The organism is Bacillus sp. 5RYD7K, from assembly GCF_059831465.1.
In genome coordinates this window covers 2,397,530-2,416,486 of sequence record NZ_CP191200.1, presented here as the reverse complement: position 1 = coordinate 2,416,486, position 18,957 = coordinate 2,397,530, and the positions used below count along the sequence as shown (strand labels likewise).

General features: G+C 48.6%; 6 protein-coding genes. All 6 read right to left on the bottom strand.

Translation table 11 applies throughout. The features are described from left to right. Window positions 1–7: 7 nt before the first annotated feature. From ACQE26_RS12225 to fabD, 6 genes are read right to left on the bottom strand one after another with little or no spacing between them, the layout of a single operon-like run. On the bottom strand, window positions 8–12,601 hold the full coding sequence (locus ACQE26_RS12225; RefSeq protein WP_500469554.1) for a type I polyketide synthase: 12,594 nt from the start codon (window positions 12,599–12,601) through the stop codon (window positions 8–10). A 39-nt stretch (window positions 12,602–12,640) separates the two neighbouring features. Next, window positions 12,641–13,378: an SDR family oxidoreductase gene (locus ACQE26_RS12220; protein ID WP_500469552.1), complete on the bottom strand. Its 738-nt coding sequence runs from the start codon at window positions 13,376–13,378 to the stop codon at window positions 12,641–12,643. A gap of 14 nt (window positions 13,379–13,392) precedes the next feature. Then, complete coding sequence (locus ACQE26_RS12215) at window positions 13,393–14,757, bottom strand: ANL family adenylate-forming protein (protein WP_500469551.1); 1,365 nt, start codon at window positions 14,755–14,757, stop codon at window positions 13,393–13,395. Then, a complete protein-coding gene (locus ACQE26_RS12210; RefSeq protein WP_003153264.1) occupies window positions 14,754–15,026 on the bottom strand; it encodes an acyl carrier protein in 273 nt (90 codons plus the stop codon). The genes ACQE26_RS12215 and ACQE26_RS12210 overlap by 4 nt, the downstream gene beginning before the upstream one ends. Window positions 15,027–15,050: 24 nt before the next feature. Further along, window positions 15,051–16,031 carry an LnmK family bifunctional acyltransferase/decarboxylase gene (locus tag ACQE26_RS12205; protein ID WP_060964823.1) on the bottom strand — a complete coding sequence of 327 codons (981 nt, stop codon included), beginning with the start codon at window positions 16,029–16,031 and terminating at the stop codon, window positions 15,051–15,053. A 40-nt stretch (window positions 16,032–16,071) separates the two neighbouring features. Beyond that, window positions 16,072–18,330 carry an ACP S-malonyltransferase gene (gene fabD / locus ACQE26_RS12200; RefSeq protein WP_500469549.1) on the bottom strand — a complete coding sequence of 753 codons (2,259 nt, stop codon included), beginning with the start codon at window positions 18,328–18,330 and terminating at the stop codon, window positions 16,072–16,074. Between the last annotated feature and the right edge of the window lie 627 nt (window positions 18,331–18,957).

The window sequence follows — 18,957 nt, the reverse complement described above, 5'->3', positions numbered from 1 at the left end:
CATTACGCTAATCCCTGTAAAAACCGATCGTTCTTTTTACAGCGGCTTCTATGCTTATTTCGTTTTTCTCCAATTCATCAAGCAGGCGCTCATAAGTCTCAAGCGGGGACGTATCAGTCTCGTAAGTCTCCCGGTGCCTTATATGCTGCGCACTGTGCGGTATCCAGCAATGTGTTTTCGCAAAAGGATAGACGGGCAGGCTGACTTTTTTTGGCCTTTCGTCCGGATATAATTTATTCCAGTCGACATGTAAACCTTGCACCCATAATTTTGCAAGCATTGCATACTTTCCTGCTTCAATCCATTGATCTACGGTCCCGCTCATTTCTGCGTTGTCCGTCATCTCTGTAAACAGCTGTTTCATCGCTTTGTTCCGTCCTGTAAAGAAATTCTGCCCCGTCTCCTTGCCGCTGAGGAAATCATTCAGCGCGTTCGTAAGCTCTTCTTTTGTTTCAGCAATGACGGCAAGGCGCTCTTCCATTTCATCCCGGCCAAGCTGAAGCGTATAAGCGATACCCGCAAGAGCTCCGTCAGCTGAATGTGACTTTTCCAAATATCTGCGCAGCTGTTCCGCACGTTCCTTCAGCTGTTCCGCCGTCTTTGCCGAGAGAATGAATAAGGACGGCTGAAGTTCACCGGCCGTCCATTGTTTCTCTTCAACAGGAGAAACATATTCTTCGAGCACGACATGAGCGTTGACACCGCCAAATCCGAACGAGCTGACACCCGCTCTCCGCGGCAGTTCATTTCCGCTATCATCTGTCGCCGCTTTCCATGGCTGAGTGTCGCGGACGAAATAAAACGGGCTGCCGTCGAGGCTGATATACGGATTAACGGTTTCACAATGCAGACTTTTAACGAGCGTTTTGTGCTGCATCTGCAAAATAATTTTTAAAAGACCGGCCATGCCGGCGGCAAGCTCTGTGTGGCCGATATTCGTTTTGACGGAACCGAGGCCGCAATGGGGCTGATCGGGTGCCGTTACTCCGGCTTTCTGATAAAGCGCTGCAAAAGCCGCTTTGAGTCCGTTGATTTCTATTGGATCTCCGAGCGCCGTTCCCGTGCCGTGGGCTTCAATATAACTCACTGTACGGGGGTCGATGTTCGCTTGCTGATACGCTTTTATCATGACTTCTGTCTGTGCTTTCGGATTCGGCGATGTAAGGGAAGCCGCCCTTCCGCCATGATTTTCCGACGTTCCGCGAATAACGGCATAAATACGGTCGCCGTCACGTTCCGCATCGGATAATGTTTTCAAAACAATCATGCCGGCACCTTCAGCTCTGCCATACCCGTCCGCTTGATCGGAAAATGTTTTGCAGCGCCCGTCTTCACTGAGCATTCCCGCTTTATTAAAGCTGATATGCATATCCGGCGACACAATAGCATTGACGCCTCCTGCAATCGCGATGCTGCAGTCTCCGGCCTGAATTGCCCTGACCGCACGGTGAACAGCGACCAATGAGCTTGAACAGGCGGTTTCAATCGGTTCGCTCGGCCCATGTATATTCAGAAAATAGCTCATGCGGTTCGGGCCGATTGACGGAACCGTTCCGGCGGCGGAAGAACCCTCAATCTCTATATGGAACTTTGAAGCTTCCTGAGCGTAACCGCTGTTTGTCGTGCCTGCAAAAATGCCTGTATTTGTACCTGACAGGCTTTTGGCAGAGCAGCCGGCATCTTCAATCGCTTTCCATACATGCATCATTAAAAGTCTTTGCTGAGGATCCATCATTTCGGCTTCATGCGGAGAAATACCGAAAAATAAAGGATCAAATTGAGCGGTTTCATCAATGAAGCCGCCCCACTTTACATTGCTCGCATTTTTATCTTTCTGCGGATCTCCGTAATACTGTCTCCAGTCCCAGCGCTCCGGCGGTATTTCAGAAATGCAGTCCTTTTCTCCGGCTAAATTCTCCCAAAACATTTCCGGATTTTCAGCCATTGGAAATGCACAGCTGATTCCGATTATCGCCACGGGCTCTTCAGGTGCAGCTGCGGTTTTTGTTTTAGGAAGGCGGGACGGAATCGAGAATGGCTCCATCTTCATTTTTTTACGCACAACCGGTTTCTCCGTTTCTGTTTCTGCCTGTGAGCCGAATGCATCCGGATGTTCCGCCAGCAAGTATTGGGCAAAACGAAAGACTGTCGGGTATTCAAAAAACACGGCCGGTGTCAGTTCAAGCCCATACATTTTATTTAGTTCATTTGCAAACTGCGTGAATGAAACCGAATCAAAGCCATAATCTCTCATCTCTGATTCAGCATCTATTTCTTCTTCTTTCACCTTCAGAATGCCTGATATCATATGTTTGAGTTCTGCTTGTACTTTATTTGGCAGATGGACGTGCGTCTTCCTTGACACATGAATGCTGCGGGACGGTTCCGGCGCTTCAGGCATCAGGTTTTTTCGAATCCGTTTTTCGTCGCCCTCTGCCACTATGACCTGGTGTTCTCCGGAGGCAAAAGCGGCATAAAGCGCTTGGATGCCTGAAGCCGATCGCATGGCTTTCATTCCGGTCTGTTCATACATCAGCCGTTCGGTCTCTTTGTCCACGCGCATACCGCCCTCTTCCCAAAGCGGCCAGTTGACGGACAGGGTCTGCCCGCTCCGCTTGTTGTCCCGCACGAGACGGTTTCGGCGGGCTGCATAAACATCCATAAATGCGTTGGCTGCCGCATAACCGGCCTGCCCCGGATTTCCCATGCCTCCCGCCAAGGAAGAAAACAGAATGAAAAAGTCCAGCCGCACATCTTTCGCTGCTTCATCAAGATTGATAAGCCCTTTCACTTTCGGCGCCATGACGGTCTTCCGTTCGTTTTCTGTCTGGTTCAGAATGTAGTTGTCAGCAATCACGCCGGCGCCGTGAATGATCCCGTCGAGTGTTCCGTGCTCCTCCTGTATGCCGCGGACGAGGGCGATGACCGCCGCGCTGTCTGTCACGTCAACCGGTTGATACAATACGCGGGCACCCGACGCTTCCAAGCGCCGTAAGCGGGCGGAGCGGTCTTCATCAAGCGCTTCCGCCCTTCCCGTTAATACGAGGACGGCGTTTTTGACGCGGGAGGCTATTTCTTCAGCGAAAATCAGTCCGATGCCGCCCGCTCCCCCGGTGAGGAGGTAAACCCCTTCGTCTTTCCACGGAACGGCGCCGCTTTGAGAGGCCGGCAGATGACCCCAGTTTCTGACGAGACGTTTGCCGTCTTCATAACGGATTTCCGCTTGTTCAGGATGCGCCCGGTTTTCTTTCAGTTTGGCAAGAAGCGATGATGCTGACTCGTCCGGATCGGCTTGGATGACTTGGCCGTACAGCTTCGGATGTTCAAGGTGAGCCGTTTTCAGGAAAGCGGCCAGCCCCGCCAATACATTGTCTTCCCCCCTGTCGGGGACAAGAAGCTGGATCAGCGTTTTTTTCTTCTGTTTTTCTTTGATAAGACGCGTGACGATCGCTGACAGCTCCGCCGCGCAGGCGTCATAACGGTCCCCAAGCGGACCTTCGCCGTCAGCCGCACGTACGGCGCCGCTTATGTCTTCCGCATTCATTCCGCCATACAGCGTCACGTATCTGAAAGACTCTTCTTGTCCGCCTTCACCCGGCGGTGAGTCCTGCCACTTTGGCTGAAGCAAGAGCGGTTTTTCCTCCGTTTTCTCTTCCAGAAAACGGGCGGTGAGTCCCGTCAATCGGACACATACCGCGCCGTTTTCATCACACAGCTCAATATGATAGGCGCCGTCCGCTGAGGAAAGCACCGCCCACATCGTCTCCCGGCATGCAGAAAACACCTGCATATCCTGCAGGGCAAACGGCAGGAACGGCCGTCCGGACGCGGAACCGTCTGAGAGCACGAGACCGATAGAAGCCTGAAGGGCGGCGTCCAGCATGCTCGGATGCAGGATGAACGGCTCCTTTTCTTCACGGGCGGACGGCGGAAGAGTGAGCTTCGCGAGCACTTCTCCGCTCCCGGCATAGACGGCGTCAAGCGCCTGATGAGACGGTCCGTAGGTAATGCCGAGGCTGTCGAATGCTTCATAGCACTCAGCCTTTGACATGCGCCGGCCACAGCAGCGCGCCTGAACCGCTTCCACATCGAGTACAGGAGCACGCTCCGTCTCTTCGAGCACGGCCTTTCCCTGGAAAAAGACAAGCGGCTCTTCCCCTTCGGCATACGCTTCAAAAGCGATGTCTCCGTTTTCTTCCGGCTGAAGCTTTACATGAAGCGTCACTCCTTCAGAAAGCGCCGTCACCGGACGGAGCCAAACGATCTGTTTGAGCCGGACACCCGCTTTCCCGCCCGGCAAGTCTTCGGCGGCAAACGTAACGGCGGCCCGGGCCATTTCTAAAGCAGCCGCTCCCGGAAGCACCGGTTTTCCATTGACGATATGATCGGCAAAAAACGGTTCACGCCCTGAAAAAACAGAAGTAAAGCGCTGGGCGGTAAAGGTCGATGTATTCGCATGGAGCAGCGGGTGAAGTCTGGCTGCTTTCTCACTTTCCGCAGAGCCTGTTTTATCAAGTGACACATCAGCTTTTGTGACCCAATATCGGTCTTTGGCAAAAGGGTAGGCCGGGAGACTGATGCGGCCCGGGTTACGCTGATAAAGAGCTGACCAATCGACGTCAAGTCCTTTAACCCAAAGGTCAAGCAGCTTTGCGTATTTCCCTTTTTTCAGCCAGGCATTTATGGTAAGCGCCATATCTTCATCAGAAGTGAGCGAAGCCGCCAATGAATGATGTTTGGCTGTCCTGCCCCGCCAGATATGAGCATGTTCGATATTATGATCGTTTGAGAAACTCATAAGCTTCATTTTCAGTTCTTCTATCGACTCGGCCGTAAATGCAAGCCGCTCAGCCATCGGTTCTCTTCCCGCCTGAAGCGTGTAAGCGATCTTGGTCAAATCCCCGTCAGTACGTTTTTTTCTTATGACATCATCCAGAAGCTGGCGGGCGCGCTCTGTCAATTGCTGCTCATTTCGCGCTGATAAAATAATAACAGCCGGTTTTTGCGGAGAAACAGACGCGTTTTCCATTGGTTTCAGGCTGTCAGACGGCACATATTCCTGAATGATGACATGTGCGTTTGAACCTCCTGCTCCAAACGAGGAAATACCGGCAATTCGCGGATATTCCTTCATTTCACCCGTGATATTCAAGACAGGGCGTTTCCATTCCGTTTCTTTTTGCTGTACGAAAAACGGAGTGTGCTCAAACTCAATATTCGGATTCAATTCCGCCGCATGCAATGAAGGGGCAATCCTCTTATGTTTCAATTGCAAAAGCAGTTTGGTGATCCCCGCAATCCCGGCAGCGCTTTCTAAATGTCCGATATTTGATTTAATTGAACCGATGGAACAAAACTGCCTGTCTTCTGTTGTCAGGCGAAAAGCTTTCGTTAACCCGTCGATTTCAATCGGATCACCGAGCGCAGTGCCCGTTCCGTGGGCTTCCAAGTAACTGACCGTTCTCGGGTGAATGTCTGTCCGTTTTAACGTCTCTGCGATCAGATCAAACTGCGCTTTCGGATTCGGCACCATATAAGCGTTTGTCCTGCCTGCTGCGTTCAGCATGCTTCCTTTGATAACACCGTAAATATGATCGCCGTCTTTCTCCGCTTGAGCAAGCGGCTTTAACACAATCGCCCCTACTCCTTCACCGTCAACAAAACCGTCCGCACTGTCTCCGAAAGATTTGCATTTATCACCGGGAGACAGCATTGAAAAAGCAGACAGCCGCTCATAGTGGGCCGGATCAACGATAAGATTGACTCCGCCGGCAATCGCTGTTTCACTCATTCCGCTCCGCAGGCTTTCTGCGGCGAGATGGACAGCTGTTAAAGAAGAAGAGCATGCTGTATCCACAGCCATACTCGGCCCTTGAAAATTGAACAAAAACGATACTCTGTTTGCGATAGACCAGTCGCTGGGAACTGTCGGGTAATTGCTGTTCATCACACCGACAAAGACTCCGATTTTCCGGCTGTCACAAAGCGTGGCCGGGGTGTACCCCGCATCTTCAATGCTTGAATAAGCAGTCTGCAGAAACAACCTTTCCTGCGGATCCATCCTTTCAGCTTCCGCGGGAGATATACGGAAAAACAGCGGATCAAATTTATCAATGTCATCGAGAAAACCGCCCCATTTTGAATAAATGGACCCCCATTTTCCGCGTTCCTCGTTATAAAACGTTTTCCAGTCCCAGCGATCTTTCGGCACTTCAGTAATAGAATGCCTGCCGGCTTTTACATTTTCCCACAGCTCATCAACGTGATCGGCGCCCGGATACCGGCCTGACAGACCGATGACAGCGATATCCTGGATATAGGGATCTCCGTTTGTCCTGCTGCCTTCCTCGTTTTGAGGAATCTTGTTTTGTTTTACATTCAGGTTATCTGTGTGATCAGACAGCTGCTCCTCACGCACACCCATCGCTTTCATAAATGCTCCCCGCTGAGAAAGAAGCAGGTAATTCGCGATTTCTTCTATCGTCTGATATTCAAAAAAGAGGGTGCTGGTCATTTGGTCAAACACGTTACGAAAGGCATTTGTGAGCGTGACGACCAGAATAGAATCCAAACCGTATGCGGTTAAGGAAACCGACGGATCCATTCTCCCGCTCGGAATCTTCAGCGTTTTTCCTATTAATTCCGTCAGATATGTGATGCCCCGTTCTCTTACGTTTGGAATCGGCGCGGCGCTTTCCGCGGGAGCCTGCACCCGTCCGGCGTTTTCGGAATGAGCCCGTCCATTCCCTAATTGCCGCTCGAGCGCTTCTTTACGGGAAGACAGAAAGTAATCAGCAAGCTCATCAATGGTTTGATATTCAAAAAACAAAGTGCTGCTGACAGAACCGAAGACGTCTTTTAACACATTGGTCAGTCTGACGACCAGTATGGAATCCAATCCGTATGCGGTTAACGGTTCATGGGATAAAAGACGATGCGCCGGCACTTTAAGCGCTTCACCGATTAACTTCTTCATCAGTTCAACGCTTTTTTCTCTCAAGCTGAAATGCAAGGTATCATCCGAAAGACCATCTGCGTCATACGGACGGCGCTCCGGTTTTTCTTCTGACGCCTGCGGGAGGGCAAGCCTGACCATTCCGTCACTTTCAGCCGCTATAATCTGCTGGCCTAAGTCGTGTGCGGCTTCGGCCGGAAACAGAGGATGGACGAATCCTTCAAGCGAAAGCGCTTCCGTCCAGCCGGCCGGCTCAACCCCCGGACAGCCCGGAATCCGTAAATCATGATCTTCATACAGCCACCAGCCTTCAAGAAGGCCGAACGTCACATGGTTGAATATGGTACGGCTGTTGATCTCATTTATAAACAGCTGGCCGTTTTTCTGCAGCATTGCTTTCGCATGGCGCAGCGTAGAGCGTATATTTTTTGTCGCATGAAGCACATTAGTCGCGATCACTGCGTCATACGTGCCGATGTCCGGCGCTTCTGTTGATACCGGCTGCTCAGCGTTGAATATTTTATAAGTGACATAAGGATATTCCGGACCGAATATGTCTTCTGCATGTAAAAGAAATGCTTTAGAAATATCCGTGAAACAATATTCGGCAATATGCGCTTCATACGGTTTCAATTTTCTCATGACCGCGGCGCTCGTCCCGCCCGTTCCGGCCCCGATTTCTAAAATGCGGATTTTCGCCTGCGGGTCTTTTTCCAGACGTTCCCGCAAAACTGCAATCAATGTGTCAGCAAGCTTGTCATTGAAAAAATCAGAAATGATATTATCCCGGTAAATGCCTTCCACAAGACGGAAGGAGGAGTCAGGGAACATCACTTCCGTTGCCGGAAGCTTACCGGTTAAAATGTCTGGAAGCACACGCAATGTCTCTTCTGCCAATCTGACATGCGCCCTCATGTCTTTCTGGCGCAGCCAAGTCTCTTTTTTCCGCTCCCATTCCTCCCACATTTTCCCTAGATCCGTTTTTTCCGGAGCAATCGCTAATTCAGTCAGGAAGACAAAGCTCTCTTTCAGCCATCTGCTGTATTGTTCCGTTATGCCGGCAGCTGATTGAAATAACGGCAAAGTCTCATCAAGCCTTGCGCCCATCTCATAAAGGGTTGATACAAGCATTTTTTTAATGAGGGACTCCATCTCTCTCATGCAGCTCATTACACTTGATGCTTTTAACCGCTCAGCTTCGTTATTCTGCGTGATGTTAACCGCTAATTGTCCGAGTGCGGGAGGAATCTTTTCCGGATAAACCGTTACTTGTTCTTTCAGATCGTCTTTCATAAAAACCGGATCTGTCATTTTGATCAGCGCCAGCTGGTCATGAGGTCCGGAAAGCAGGGTTTCCAGCGTTTTCATCGCTTCGGGCGCCTCAATAGAAGCGATTCCGTCCCGCTCCATCCGTTTCCGGTATTGTTCTGAGGCCACGACGCCGACACTTCCCCAAAAGCCCCAATTGACAACTTTTACAGCATACGGCGCTTTCTGTGAGATCCGCTTAGCAAAAGCGTCTTTAAACGTGCACCCGGCGGCATAATTGCTCTGTCCCGGCGCTTTTTGAAACGACATCATCGAAGAGAAAAACAACAAGAAATCCAGCGGTTCCCCTTCAGCTACCCGGGCAATCTGCAAGCTGACATCAGTTTTTGCAGAAAGTGAAGCGCGGAACTGATCCTCTTCCATATTGGCAAAGCTTCTGTCTGATAACACGATGGCGGAATGAACGATTCCGAGAACCTGTCCATTTTCCTTCACAATGGTGTCATACGCCTGCTTGAGAGAATCATAATCCGCAGCATCCGCGCTGAAATATTGCGGTGCGGGACCTATTGCCGCAAGTCTTTTCAGCTTACTTTCAATCTGTGTATCTTTTTTCCGCCTCCCGATCCAGACAATTTTCGCCTGATAGGTCTGAATCATATATTCAGTCCATACTTCTCCTATTCCGCCTGCTCCGCCGATAATCACATAAACCCCGCCGTGCCGGTATAACGAAGGCTCATCTGCATGATGCTGACAGACGGCCAATTGCTGGCGGTGCCACTGACCTGCACGAAAGACCCACGGATTTCCCTCGGGGTCCGCCGGTAAAGAAAAGACATCAGGAAGATGCCGGTCTCCCCTTTGAGATTCCAAATCAAGAGGCCGGATGCTCCAATTGGTGTATTCTTTTGCGAGCGATCCCGCTAATCCGTGTATGCTTGCATGACTCGGATTGACCTCATCATGTTCATGAATCGGCTGTGCTTGAAACGTGCAGATTGTCAATGATAGTTGTTCCGTGTCAAAATTCAGAAGCAGAAGCGCTTTTACCAGCCGGAAAAGCTGCATGACCCCGTGCTCCTGTCCGCCGGCCGTATCCGCATCATAAACGGATGGAATGGGATGATCCGGTGCCGCCCATATCATGTGTTGAAAAGAGCCTTGCGCTTTCAGTGTTTCAGCCATTTGTTCCGCGCTGTCCAAAGAAGTGATGTCCGGAAAACGGACATCGGAATACATCTCTTTCAAAGCCTGCTGAAAATCCGGCCCGGCCCCGATGACGATTATTTTTTCTTCACGCATGAAAGACATGCCGGTTTCCGGAATGGTGACGGTGTTCCAAACCGGTGTCATAAGCAATTCCGTTTCACGGCTTTTCTTCGGCGTGACGCCGGCTTTTTGGTTAAACCCGGCGCTTTCCTGCACCTCTTTTATGATAAAATCTTTCACTGCCGCCAACAGCACGCCGCGCTCATCACAAATATGCAGATCAAATTGGTGAACGGAGGCCGCTTTTACTTCCGCATGCACAAATACGGTTTTCGCTAACGGTTCAAGCAGCTGTATTTCTCCGAAGGAAAACGGTACGATAAGCGCAGGCTCTTTTTGAAATTGCAGCACATGCGCCATTGCAGTTTGAACAGCGCCATCCATTAAGGACGGGTGTAGGATGTACTGTTTAAAATCGGCTTCCAAGTGTGACGGGAGCGTTAATTTGGCCAGTGCTTTCCTTTCTGTATAAGAGAATTCGCGGATGACCTGAAAACTGTCCTTTTGCACGATTCCCGCCTCAGAGAACGAGTGATAGATGTCTTTCGGCTCCGTTCTCTGCGTAAATGGCGCCGGGAGCTGAAATACCGGGGCCTCAAAAGGCGCTCCTTTTTCTTTACAAATCACTTCTCCTTGCGAAAAGAGGGTGCCGGCCGCTCCTTTTTCTTTAATGACATAGCTTATACGCTCTTTTTCTGCTTCAAACTCTACCATGACGGATGTTGGGTCTGTCCCTGTCACAATCGGCTCCATGTACCACACACTTTGAAGAGAGACGACCGGGCGTTCTCCCCACAATCCCGCGCCGTATGCCGCCATTTCCAGATGACAGACTCCGGGAAGCACATATTTTTCGTTCACTAAATGATCTTTAAAGAAATATTCATCCTTGGAAAATATCTTTTGAAACGTCCCTTTCCGGGCGGATGAAACATTCTCATCAAGCAGAGGATGCAGCGCTTCACGCCTTTTGGTCTTTTGGGGCTTTTTTGTATACCGCTTTTTTTGATCGGTCAGCCAGGACGTTTCCTTTAAAAACGGATACGTAGGAAGCGGAACTTTCTGATACGGCGTTTCCGGCTTTTTGCAATCTTGAAAGCCTTTCACCCACAGCGCGGCAAATTTCTCAGGATCTGAAACGGATTGGCCTGAAACGTCCGGCCGCCCAGGTGACGCTTTTCCGAAGTAAATATACCTTCCGTCTTTGTGACCGCTTACAAATCCGTTCAATCGCTGTTTCAGCTCAGAAAGGGATGATGCAATGACAGCAAGCCGGAAGGAGAAAGGCTCTCTGCCCGACAATAGGGTGGCAGAGATATTTTCCAGGCTGTATTCGCCGGCAGAAGGCGGGTTTTCCAATCGGGCAAGAAAAGAGCTTAATTTCCCGGCATATTCTTTCAGCTGCTGTTCGGAATGTGCGCTTAGTACGACCGCATGCGGTTTTTGCTCAGTATTCCCGTCCGCTTGCCGTTTTGGCTGATAAGCACCTACGATCAGATGAGCATTAGAGCCTCCTGCGCCGAATGAACTGATTGCGGCGATTCTCGGTTTATCTCCTTCAGCCGGCCACGGCCGGTTGTTTCGGACGACATAAAATGGCGAATCAGAAAAAGAAATCTTGCGGTTCAGTTCCTCGGAGTTCAGACTGGCGGGAAGCGTTTCATGTTTCATGCTTAAAAGCACCTTGATTAAACCGGCGATCCCTGCAGCCGCTTCCAAATGTCCGATATTGGATTTCACTGAGCCGATTCCGCAGTAATTTTTCTCATCGGTCTGTTTATCAAATGCCATAGACAGACCGCGTATCTCAATCGGATCGCCGAGTGCTGTGCCGGTTCCGTGAGCTTCAATGTAGCTGATATCCGCCGGACTTACCGCGGCTCTGTTTATAGCGGATAAAATCAGGTCCCGGTGCGCTTCCGGATTCGGCACCGTATACCCGGTCGTTTTACCGCCGTGATTAGTGGCGGACCCCTTAATGACACCGTAGATGTGGTCGTTGTCCGCAATCGCTTTTTTCAATGGTTTTAATAAAACGGCTCCCGCGCCTTCGCCGGGCACGTAACCGTCCCCGCCTTCACCGAAACTGCGGCATTTTCCTTCAGAAGACAGGAAATGCGATTGGCTTAAAAACATGTATTTTTGCGGATGTAAGCTGAGGTTGACGCCTCCGGCAAGCGCCATTTCACAGTCGCCCGACATAATGGCCTGACAAGCCTGATGGACTGCGACAAGCGATGAAGAACACGCCGTATCAACAGCGATGCTCGGCCCATGGAGATCAAGGAAATAAGAAACCCGGTTCGGAATGCCCCAATATAAGGAGCCGGGGCCTTTATACTGACCTTTGAGGAAACCTTCTTCGTGTGCAATTAATGAATATTCATTCCAAGTCACTCCGGCGAATACACCGATTTGATCCGTCGGCCTCGCCGCCGGGTTCCCGTAACCGGCATCCTCCATTGCTTCCCAGCAGCACGTGACATACAATTTTTGCTGAGGGTCCATTAAATCAGCTTCCCACGGGGAAACAGAAAAAAACAGCGGGTCAAATTGATCCGGATGATCAATAAAACCTCCCCATTTACTGTATGACGCGTATTCTGCTGTTTTCTCTTCCGAGTAATAAGAGCTGTCCCATCTGTCCTCAGGGATTTCGGAGACACAATCTTTATTTTCCATTAAATTGTTCCAAAAATCATGCTGGTTTTCCGCTTTCGGAAACATCCCGCTCATTCCGATAACCGCAATATCAGAGCTCCTGTCCGTTCCCGGTTCAGGCACCTTTTCAGCCGCCTGTACAGGAAGCAATTCTTCTTCCTGCCGGCTTCCCGTATCAGGCTCCGTTTCTTTGAATTCAAGAACGCTTTCGGGGTTTCGTTTCTGCGCACTTAAAAACTCACTCAATTTCTCAATGTTCGGATATTCAAACAGCAGCGTTTCAGAAAGGCCGGTAAATTCTTTATGCAATATGGTCATGATTTCTTCACTGATGAGAGACGTCACGCCAAGAGTAAAAAAAGCGGTTTTATCTTCTGCTTCGGTCACCTCGGCACCCAGCTTTTGCGCTATTACCGTTCTTAAAAATTCGTTAATACATTTCATGAGGATACCATCCCTTGTACAAAAGAATTTTTCTGTGCTTTAACAAGTTAATCCGCCGTCTATTGCTATTGTCTGTCCGGTCATAAAGGACGATTCAGGAGAAAGCAGGAAACGAACGAGTCCGGTCATATCGTCTGTTTCGCCTAAACGTCCCATCGGCGTCCTTCTGATAATCTGCGATTTTTGTTTTTCCGGCATATTTTTCGTCATATCGGTGTCCACAAAACCGGGCGCAAGTGAATTGACACGGATTCCTTTTGACCCGAGCTCTCTGGCCAGGCTTCGCGTCAAGCCGTCAAGAGCCGCTTTGGATGCGCTGTAGACAGAAGTGCCTTTAAATCCTCTTGAGCCGATAATGGAGCTTATGTTAACGATTGATCCGGAATTTTGTTTCAGCATGACCCGGGAAACATTTCGGGTCAGCTTGATGACTGAACCGATATTCAGATTGAGGATGCGGTCAATGTCTTCATCATTGGTCAGGGGCAGCAGCTGATCAAGGTTCAAACCGGCGTTATTGACCAAGCCGTCTATTCTGGAAAACTTGCGGTATACTTGAAGAACAAACTGTTTCATGGCGGCATCATCCGCCGCATCCGCCGCTTCCCAATAAAAGCGGCCGCGGTACTTTTCACTCTCTCTCAATGTGTTAATAAAATCAGATTCACTGCGGCTGAAAGTGGCTACTTTGTAATCCTCATCCAAAAGCGCCTGTACAATCGATTTTCCGAGTCCCCGGCTTCCTCCGCTGACTACCGCTACTTTTCCGTTATTCATATGTACCTCCTGTTTTACACGTTTCTTATTTTTTTAAATCGGTCATTAGACAGTTTCCGATCTGTAACAGAAATGATCTGCGGTATCTGATATGGCTGCAGCTTCTGTCTGCAATGAGCTACGGCCCGCTTTCTGAAAGATTTGATATCTTCCTCTTTTTCAAGTACGGCCTCTGCCGCGACAATCTCGCCTGTAATCGGATTTTTTCTGCCCGTAATGAGAACATCCCGGACATTCGGTATCTCCAGAAAAACGCTTTCCACCTCTGCCGGAAAAACTTTCTCTCCGCCCACATTAATGATTTCACTCTTTCTTCCGAGAATTCTTATATATTCTCCGTCTGTTTCCACCTGGTCACCGGTGTCGTACCAGCCGTCTTCATCGAAAGGTGACGGTGCATTTAAATAGCCGAGCATCGCCGACTCAGAACGGACCCAAAGCGTGCCTCCGGTAATTTTGGTCTCTGTTCCGGCACCGCCTACTTTCATCCAAGTGGATTGGCTGTCTTTTGATTTCGTTGAGAATATACCCAGTTCAGTTAATCCGTATGTTTGTTTCAGCCGTACACCCGGAAACAGCCGATGAATGCCGCGCAGCGTTGATAGGGGCATCGGTTCTGTGCCGTAAGTGATCAGCTGGAGTGAAGAGAGGTTATAGCCGGCATCCGCATTGGACATCAGCAGCATGTTTAAAAAGGTCGGGGTGGCGGGGAGTACTTGGACAGCATGTTTGTCGACCGCCTGATAAACGGACTTCGGCGTTCTGCTGTCTGATGTGACGATCGTTCCCCCGTTAAACAGAATCGCCAACAGCGTATTAATGCCGCCTATATGATCCAATTTCAGAAAAATGAGCGTACGCAGCGGTTTTCTCTTCGCCATTTTGTATTTTTCAAGCAGCCGGCCGGCGCTTAACACGGATGCTTTGCTTTTGCCGGAGGTTCCCGATGTGAAAATAATAATGCCTGACTCCCCTCTCTCTCGCAGGTCATCAAGCAGAGGGTGAGAGGCGCTTTTAGAACCTTCACGAAGCGTCCAGCTGTCATTTTCATTTATTTCAATGATTTGATTCACTTTCGCGTCTTCAAACATATCGAGATGCTTTTCCCTTGATTCATTGCTGAGAGGGACAACGATATTTCGGTTTAACAGAAGCGCCAGCAGCAAAAAAATGGCGTTCGGGGAATAATCCCCGATAAGCGCCACACATTCACCTTCACGTATTCCGTTTTGTTCAAGTTCTTTCTGAAAAAAGCTAATTCGTGCCAGCAAATCATCATACGTAAAAGTCTGCCCTTTAAAAATGAGAAACTCACTGTCTTGCGTTTCCCTAAGCTTATCAGTCACCCAGCTGATATCTCTCCCGCTTTCTGTTTTCATGATTGAGCACTGTCCATATATTTTTGATAAATATCACAAATGCTGCCGACGGTTGTAATGCTGGAAATTGTTTCTCCTTGTGAAAAAGGATCTACTCCGGTTTCCATCTCCATCTGTGCGACTAATTGAGCGATATCCAGTGATGAGAAGCCCAGATCCTCTATGACTCTCACATCATCTCCCGCTTCGACGGCCCGATATGACTGCTGTTCTTGAATATCCTGGATGATTTGAGCGATGATCTGCTTCATTTCCTTGGTTTGTTCCATTTGCTTTCAGCTCCATTCTTCATTTTATAAACTTCTGATGACCCGTTTATAATCCGGAATATGATCTTGTGAAGAGGTCGGCACCGCCAGCAGCTTATCCACCTTGGAAATGGCCAGCAATGTATGATTTCTTTTCATATAGACTTCAATCTGATAGCTGATTTTCGCCACTGAGATCATACCGAGGGACTCACCGTGAAAGTCGGGATCGCATTCTTCAATGTGTCCCGTCATATAAATATCAAGCTCTTCATCTGCAAAACAATTTCCGTAATAATACGTCTCTCTTTCAAGCAAAAATAAATGCCGCGCGATTGAAACCGGAAAACCCGGCTTCGACCGGCGCGTCATCCATTCAAATTCCGCCGCATCCATTATCTTGCTGAATTTCGCAAACACCATGGCATGCCCCGGCGCAGCATCCTGATCAACAGGAACCCGATATGAAACGGGGTCTGCTGTTTTGAGGTTGCCCGGCTTCATACCGAAAGCGTCCGTTCTGATTTTCTTTGACCGCATCAGCGCGTAAGGCGGCTTGGCTAACTTAGAAAGTTCCGCAATGCATTCAGCCTTAGGCGCTGAGACTTTGCGGGTCGAACCTTCTGTTTGTGTGACGTCGACGACAATTAAACTATTGGCTTTCATAGAAGGAAACCGCCCGGGGTCCCACTCGCTTTTATCAGAGCTGACCGCTCCTTTCGGCCCGAACAAATAATCAGATTCTAATATGGTTTCTCCAAACCGGGAGATATCGACTCCGACGGAAACCTCGTCCCATAATCGGTACTGATCAAGAGGCTTATCTGAAGGAACTTTGAGATGTGTCATAAAATAAGCCGGATACAAAATCAGCCCTTGGTGATCGGCCATCTGATCAGGCCGGAATCCCGTTCCGTCCGTTAAATGGTGACTGTGTGCGTTGCCGAATAACAGCAGCAGCGCGTACTCATTCAAATTTCCTAACCCGACATGGCTCATCGTTAATTCATGATTTTCAATCAGCATGGTCTGTCCTCCGCAGAAAAAATGTAATGTCCGGTCATACTCAGCCTGTAATCGATACCAGCCTTTGCGCAAGAAGGCCGGCTGTTTCTTCCATGAGCTGTTTGCCGATCAAATCGACATGCCTGTTTCTCCAATTTTCAAGCGGGGTTCCTTTCACCCATTGATTAAATGCGCCGAGTGCAGGGCCGCAATGAATTTGGTAATCTATTTTACTTTCGCTTTTTCCTTCCAGAGCGAGCCTCGTCGTATGGGAAAAATACCATTTAAATACCATCGCCATTTTGTGTTTCGGATTCTGTTCAGCTTTGGCGATCTGTTCAGGAGATTTATCATGTTTCAACTGCTCATACACTTCTTCAAAACTTCGCTGGAAATACTTATCTTCAATTAATGTTTTCGTTTTTTCATCTATTTCATCTAAAGAATTGTATTGTCTGTACAAGTCAAAGAGTTTATTGGCTCTGGCCGGGAAAAACAGGCCTTTTTTCAGCACCTGCACCCTTGCTCCCGCTTCAAACATATCTCCCGCGGGAGCGTATGACGTATCCTGCACGTTCGCTTCCTGAAGCAGATCTTTCACTGAATCACTTGTCCCGGCTTCGACCGTGCATTGATTAATAGAACCGGTTCCGATAAATTCGGCGCCGAGCAGAAACGCGGCAGCAGCCGCTTCCGGAGTGCCGATTCCGCCGGCTGCGCCGATTCTTACTTTTTTCGCATACCCGTGCTTCTCCATCATGCGGTCTCTGAGTCTGATCATGGCAGGCATTAATGTATACGGAATCCCTTGGTCGGTATGCCCTCCTGAATCCGCTTCAACGCAAATGTCATCAGCCATCGGAATTTCTTTTGCAAGCGCCGCTTCCCCGGCTGTCAGCCGATTGTCAGACACAAGTCTTTCCAGCATATGAGCCGGAGCCGGATTCAGAAAGGCCTCAGCGACTTCAGGCCGGGATACTTTCGCGATGATTCTGTTTTGAACTGACACCGATCCGTCATGATTCCTGCTTAATCCCTTTGCTCTGTATATAACGAGAGCGGGGGTTATGCCCATAAATGCCGATGCTTCAATAAGATGAATGCCGTTTTTCAAATATAAATCTATCATTCTGACTTCCTTGTCAGGTGACATCATATGATGAAGAAGGTTCATTCCGAATGTTTCCCCTTGCCGCAGTGCAGATCTGATGGTTCCGATGGCCTGTCCGATCCGTTCGATACTCAATCCGCCCGTTCCGTAAAAGCCCAGCATTCCCGCTTTTGCCGCTTTAATGACCATCTGTTCCGAAGCAATTCCCCTGTACATGGAGCCCGTCATGTAAGCATATTGGATGTTATAATCTTTTTTAAAATCTTCGTTCCCTAATCTCATTCCCGCCGTTTTTTGTAAATCAGCTGCCGATGCTTTGACATCAGCAGTATCAGACTCTTCTTTCGGCATAGGTAATGGGACGGCATCTTTTTTAATCTGCCGCGTCAGTTTTGTCAGCACTTCCCCGGGCCCGACTTCTGCAATTTCATTATTTTCAAGTCCCATCAGACGGCGTATCGTGTCCGTCCACTTTACCTGATTGGTCATTTGCAAAGTCAGATTTGTTTTGATTTCATCATTCTTATAAGGTGCGGCATGAAGATTTGAGATCACCGGAAAACGAAGAGGCAAAAACGCCGTTTCTTCTAAATAATCCGCAAACTCTTTTTCAGCATCTTTCATATAGCGGGAATGGAAGGCGCCGCTCACATTTAAAGGAAGGTACATTCTCACGCCGGCTTTTTCAAAGACGGGGCCCGCTTTTTCAATGTCTTGTTTCGTTCCGGCGATCACAATTTGCGAAGGTGAATTGTGGTTAGCGATATCAATGCCGGTCAGATGATAATCGGATAGAACCTCTTTTACTTGTTCAGCCGTAAACCCCAAAACCGCCGCCATGCCTCCGGGAGCTGCCTTGCTCATGAGCTCCCCTCTTTTTTTTACAAGCTGCAAACCGGTCTCAAAATCAAAGCAGCCGGCCGCAAATAACGCATTATATTCTCCTAAACTGTGCCCTGCGGCGTAATCAGGCTCTCTGCCGGACTCTTTCATTTTCTTTAAATAACTGAGTGCACTCACCGTATATAACGCCGGCTGGGTAAATTGCGTTTTCCCCAGCTGGTGATTCGGATCCTCCAGGCACAATTCTTCTATAGAGTAGCCTAATATGTCATCAGCCTGCCGTGTCAGATCTTGAAATTCATCAAACAGTCCGGCTCCCATTCCTTTAAATTGAGAACCCTGCCCCGGGAAAACAAACGTAAGCATCTTATCCTCATCCTTTCCGCATCGCCAATTTTGTACATCACATGTGGTTCTCCATACAAAAACGTCTCTTATATTCATATATTGACTGGTGTAAACACCGGCATAAAAATAAAAACACAAACGCGTTTGCGATTCAGCACAGGTTTAAAAATCGCAAACGCATTGTGTTTTCCTTTTCTGACATAATTTATATTAAAACATATTACTTGTTTACTGAATGTTTCTCATGACAAGCTGCAGTGCCAATATGCCCGAAAACAGCCATGACGGCACACTTCTCCCTTATCATGTATATGTAGATATATACACTGCAATCATTTTTATAATCCCTATTTCCTCTTCAACGTGCCGAAACAGCGATTGAAATTTAATAGGTGCTTTACATCAATTTAATAAATTTAACAAATAGTTGCTATTTAAAGAGAATAATATCAATTTATAGATAATAATGTCAAGACCTTTTTTCGTTATTTTCTGACATTTATTCCACAGTTTTATGTTCGGCGGATAAAATGTCAGACAATTCCCTGAACCCTTTTCATGTCAAAGAAAATTCATCGCTTCTCTGTCAATTGGGTCTATACTTATTTTTCATTTTCATATATTATGTAAAAAAAAGACGAATTA

Excerpts from the sequence above, each read along its gene's own strand:
- fabD (WP_500469549.1), bottom strand. The coding sequence starts at position 18,330 with ATGCTTACGTTTGTTTTCCCGGGGCAGGGTTCTCAATTTAAAGGAATG.
- ACQE26_RS12210 (WP_003153264.1), bottom strand. The coding sequence starts at position 15,026 with ATGGAACAAACCAAGGAAATGAAGCAGATCATCGCTCAAATCATCCAG.
- ACQE26_RS12205 (WP_060964823.1), bottom strand. The coding sequence starts at position 16,031 with ATGCTGATTGAAAATCATGAATTAACGATGAGCCATGTCGGGTTAGGA.
- ACQE26_RS12220 (WP_500469552.1), bottom strand. The coding sequence starts at position 13,378 with ATGAATAACGGAAAAGTAGCGGTAGTCAGCGGAGGAAGCCGGGGACTC.
- ACQE26_RS12215 (WP_500469551.1), bottom strand. The coding sequence starts at position 14,757 with ATGAAAACAGAAAGCGGGAGAGATATCAGCTGGGTGACTGATAAGCTT.
- ACQE26_RS12225 (WP_500469554.1), bottom strand. The coding sequence starts at position 12,601 with ATGAAATGTATTAACGAATTTTTAAGAACGGTAATAGCGCAAAAGCTG.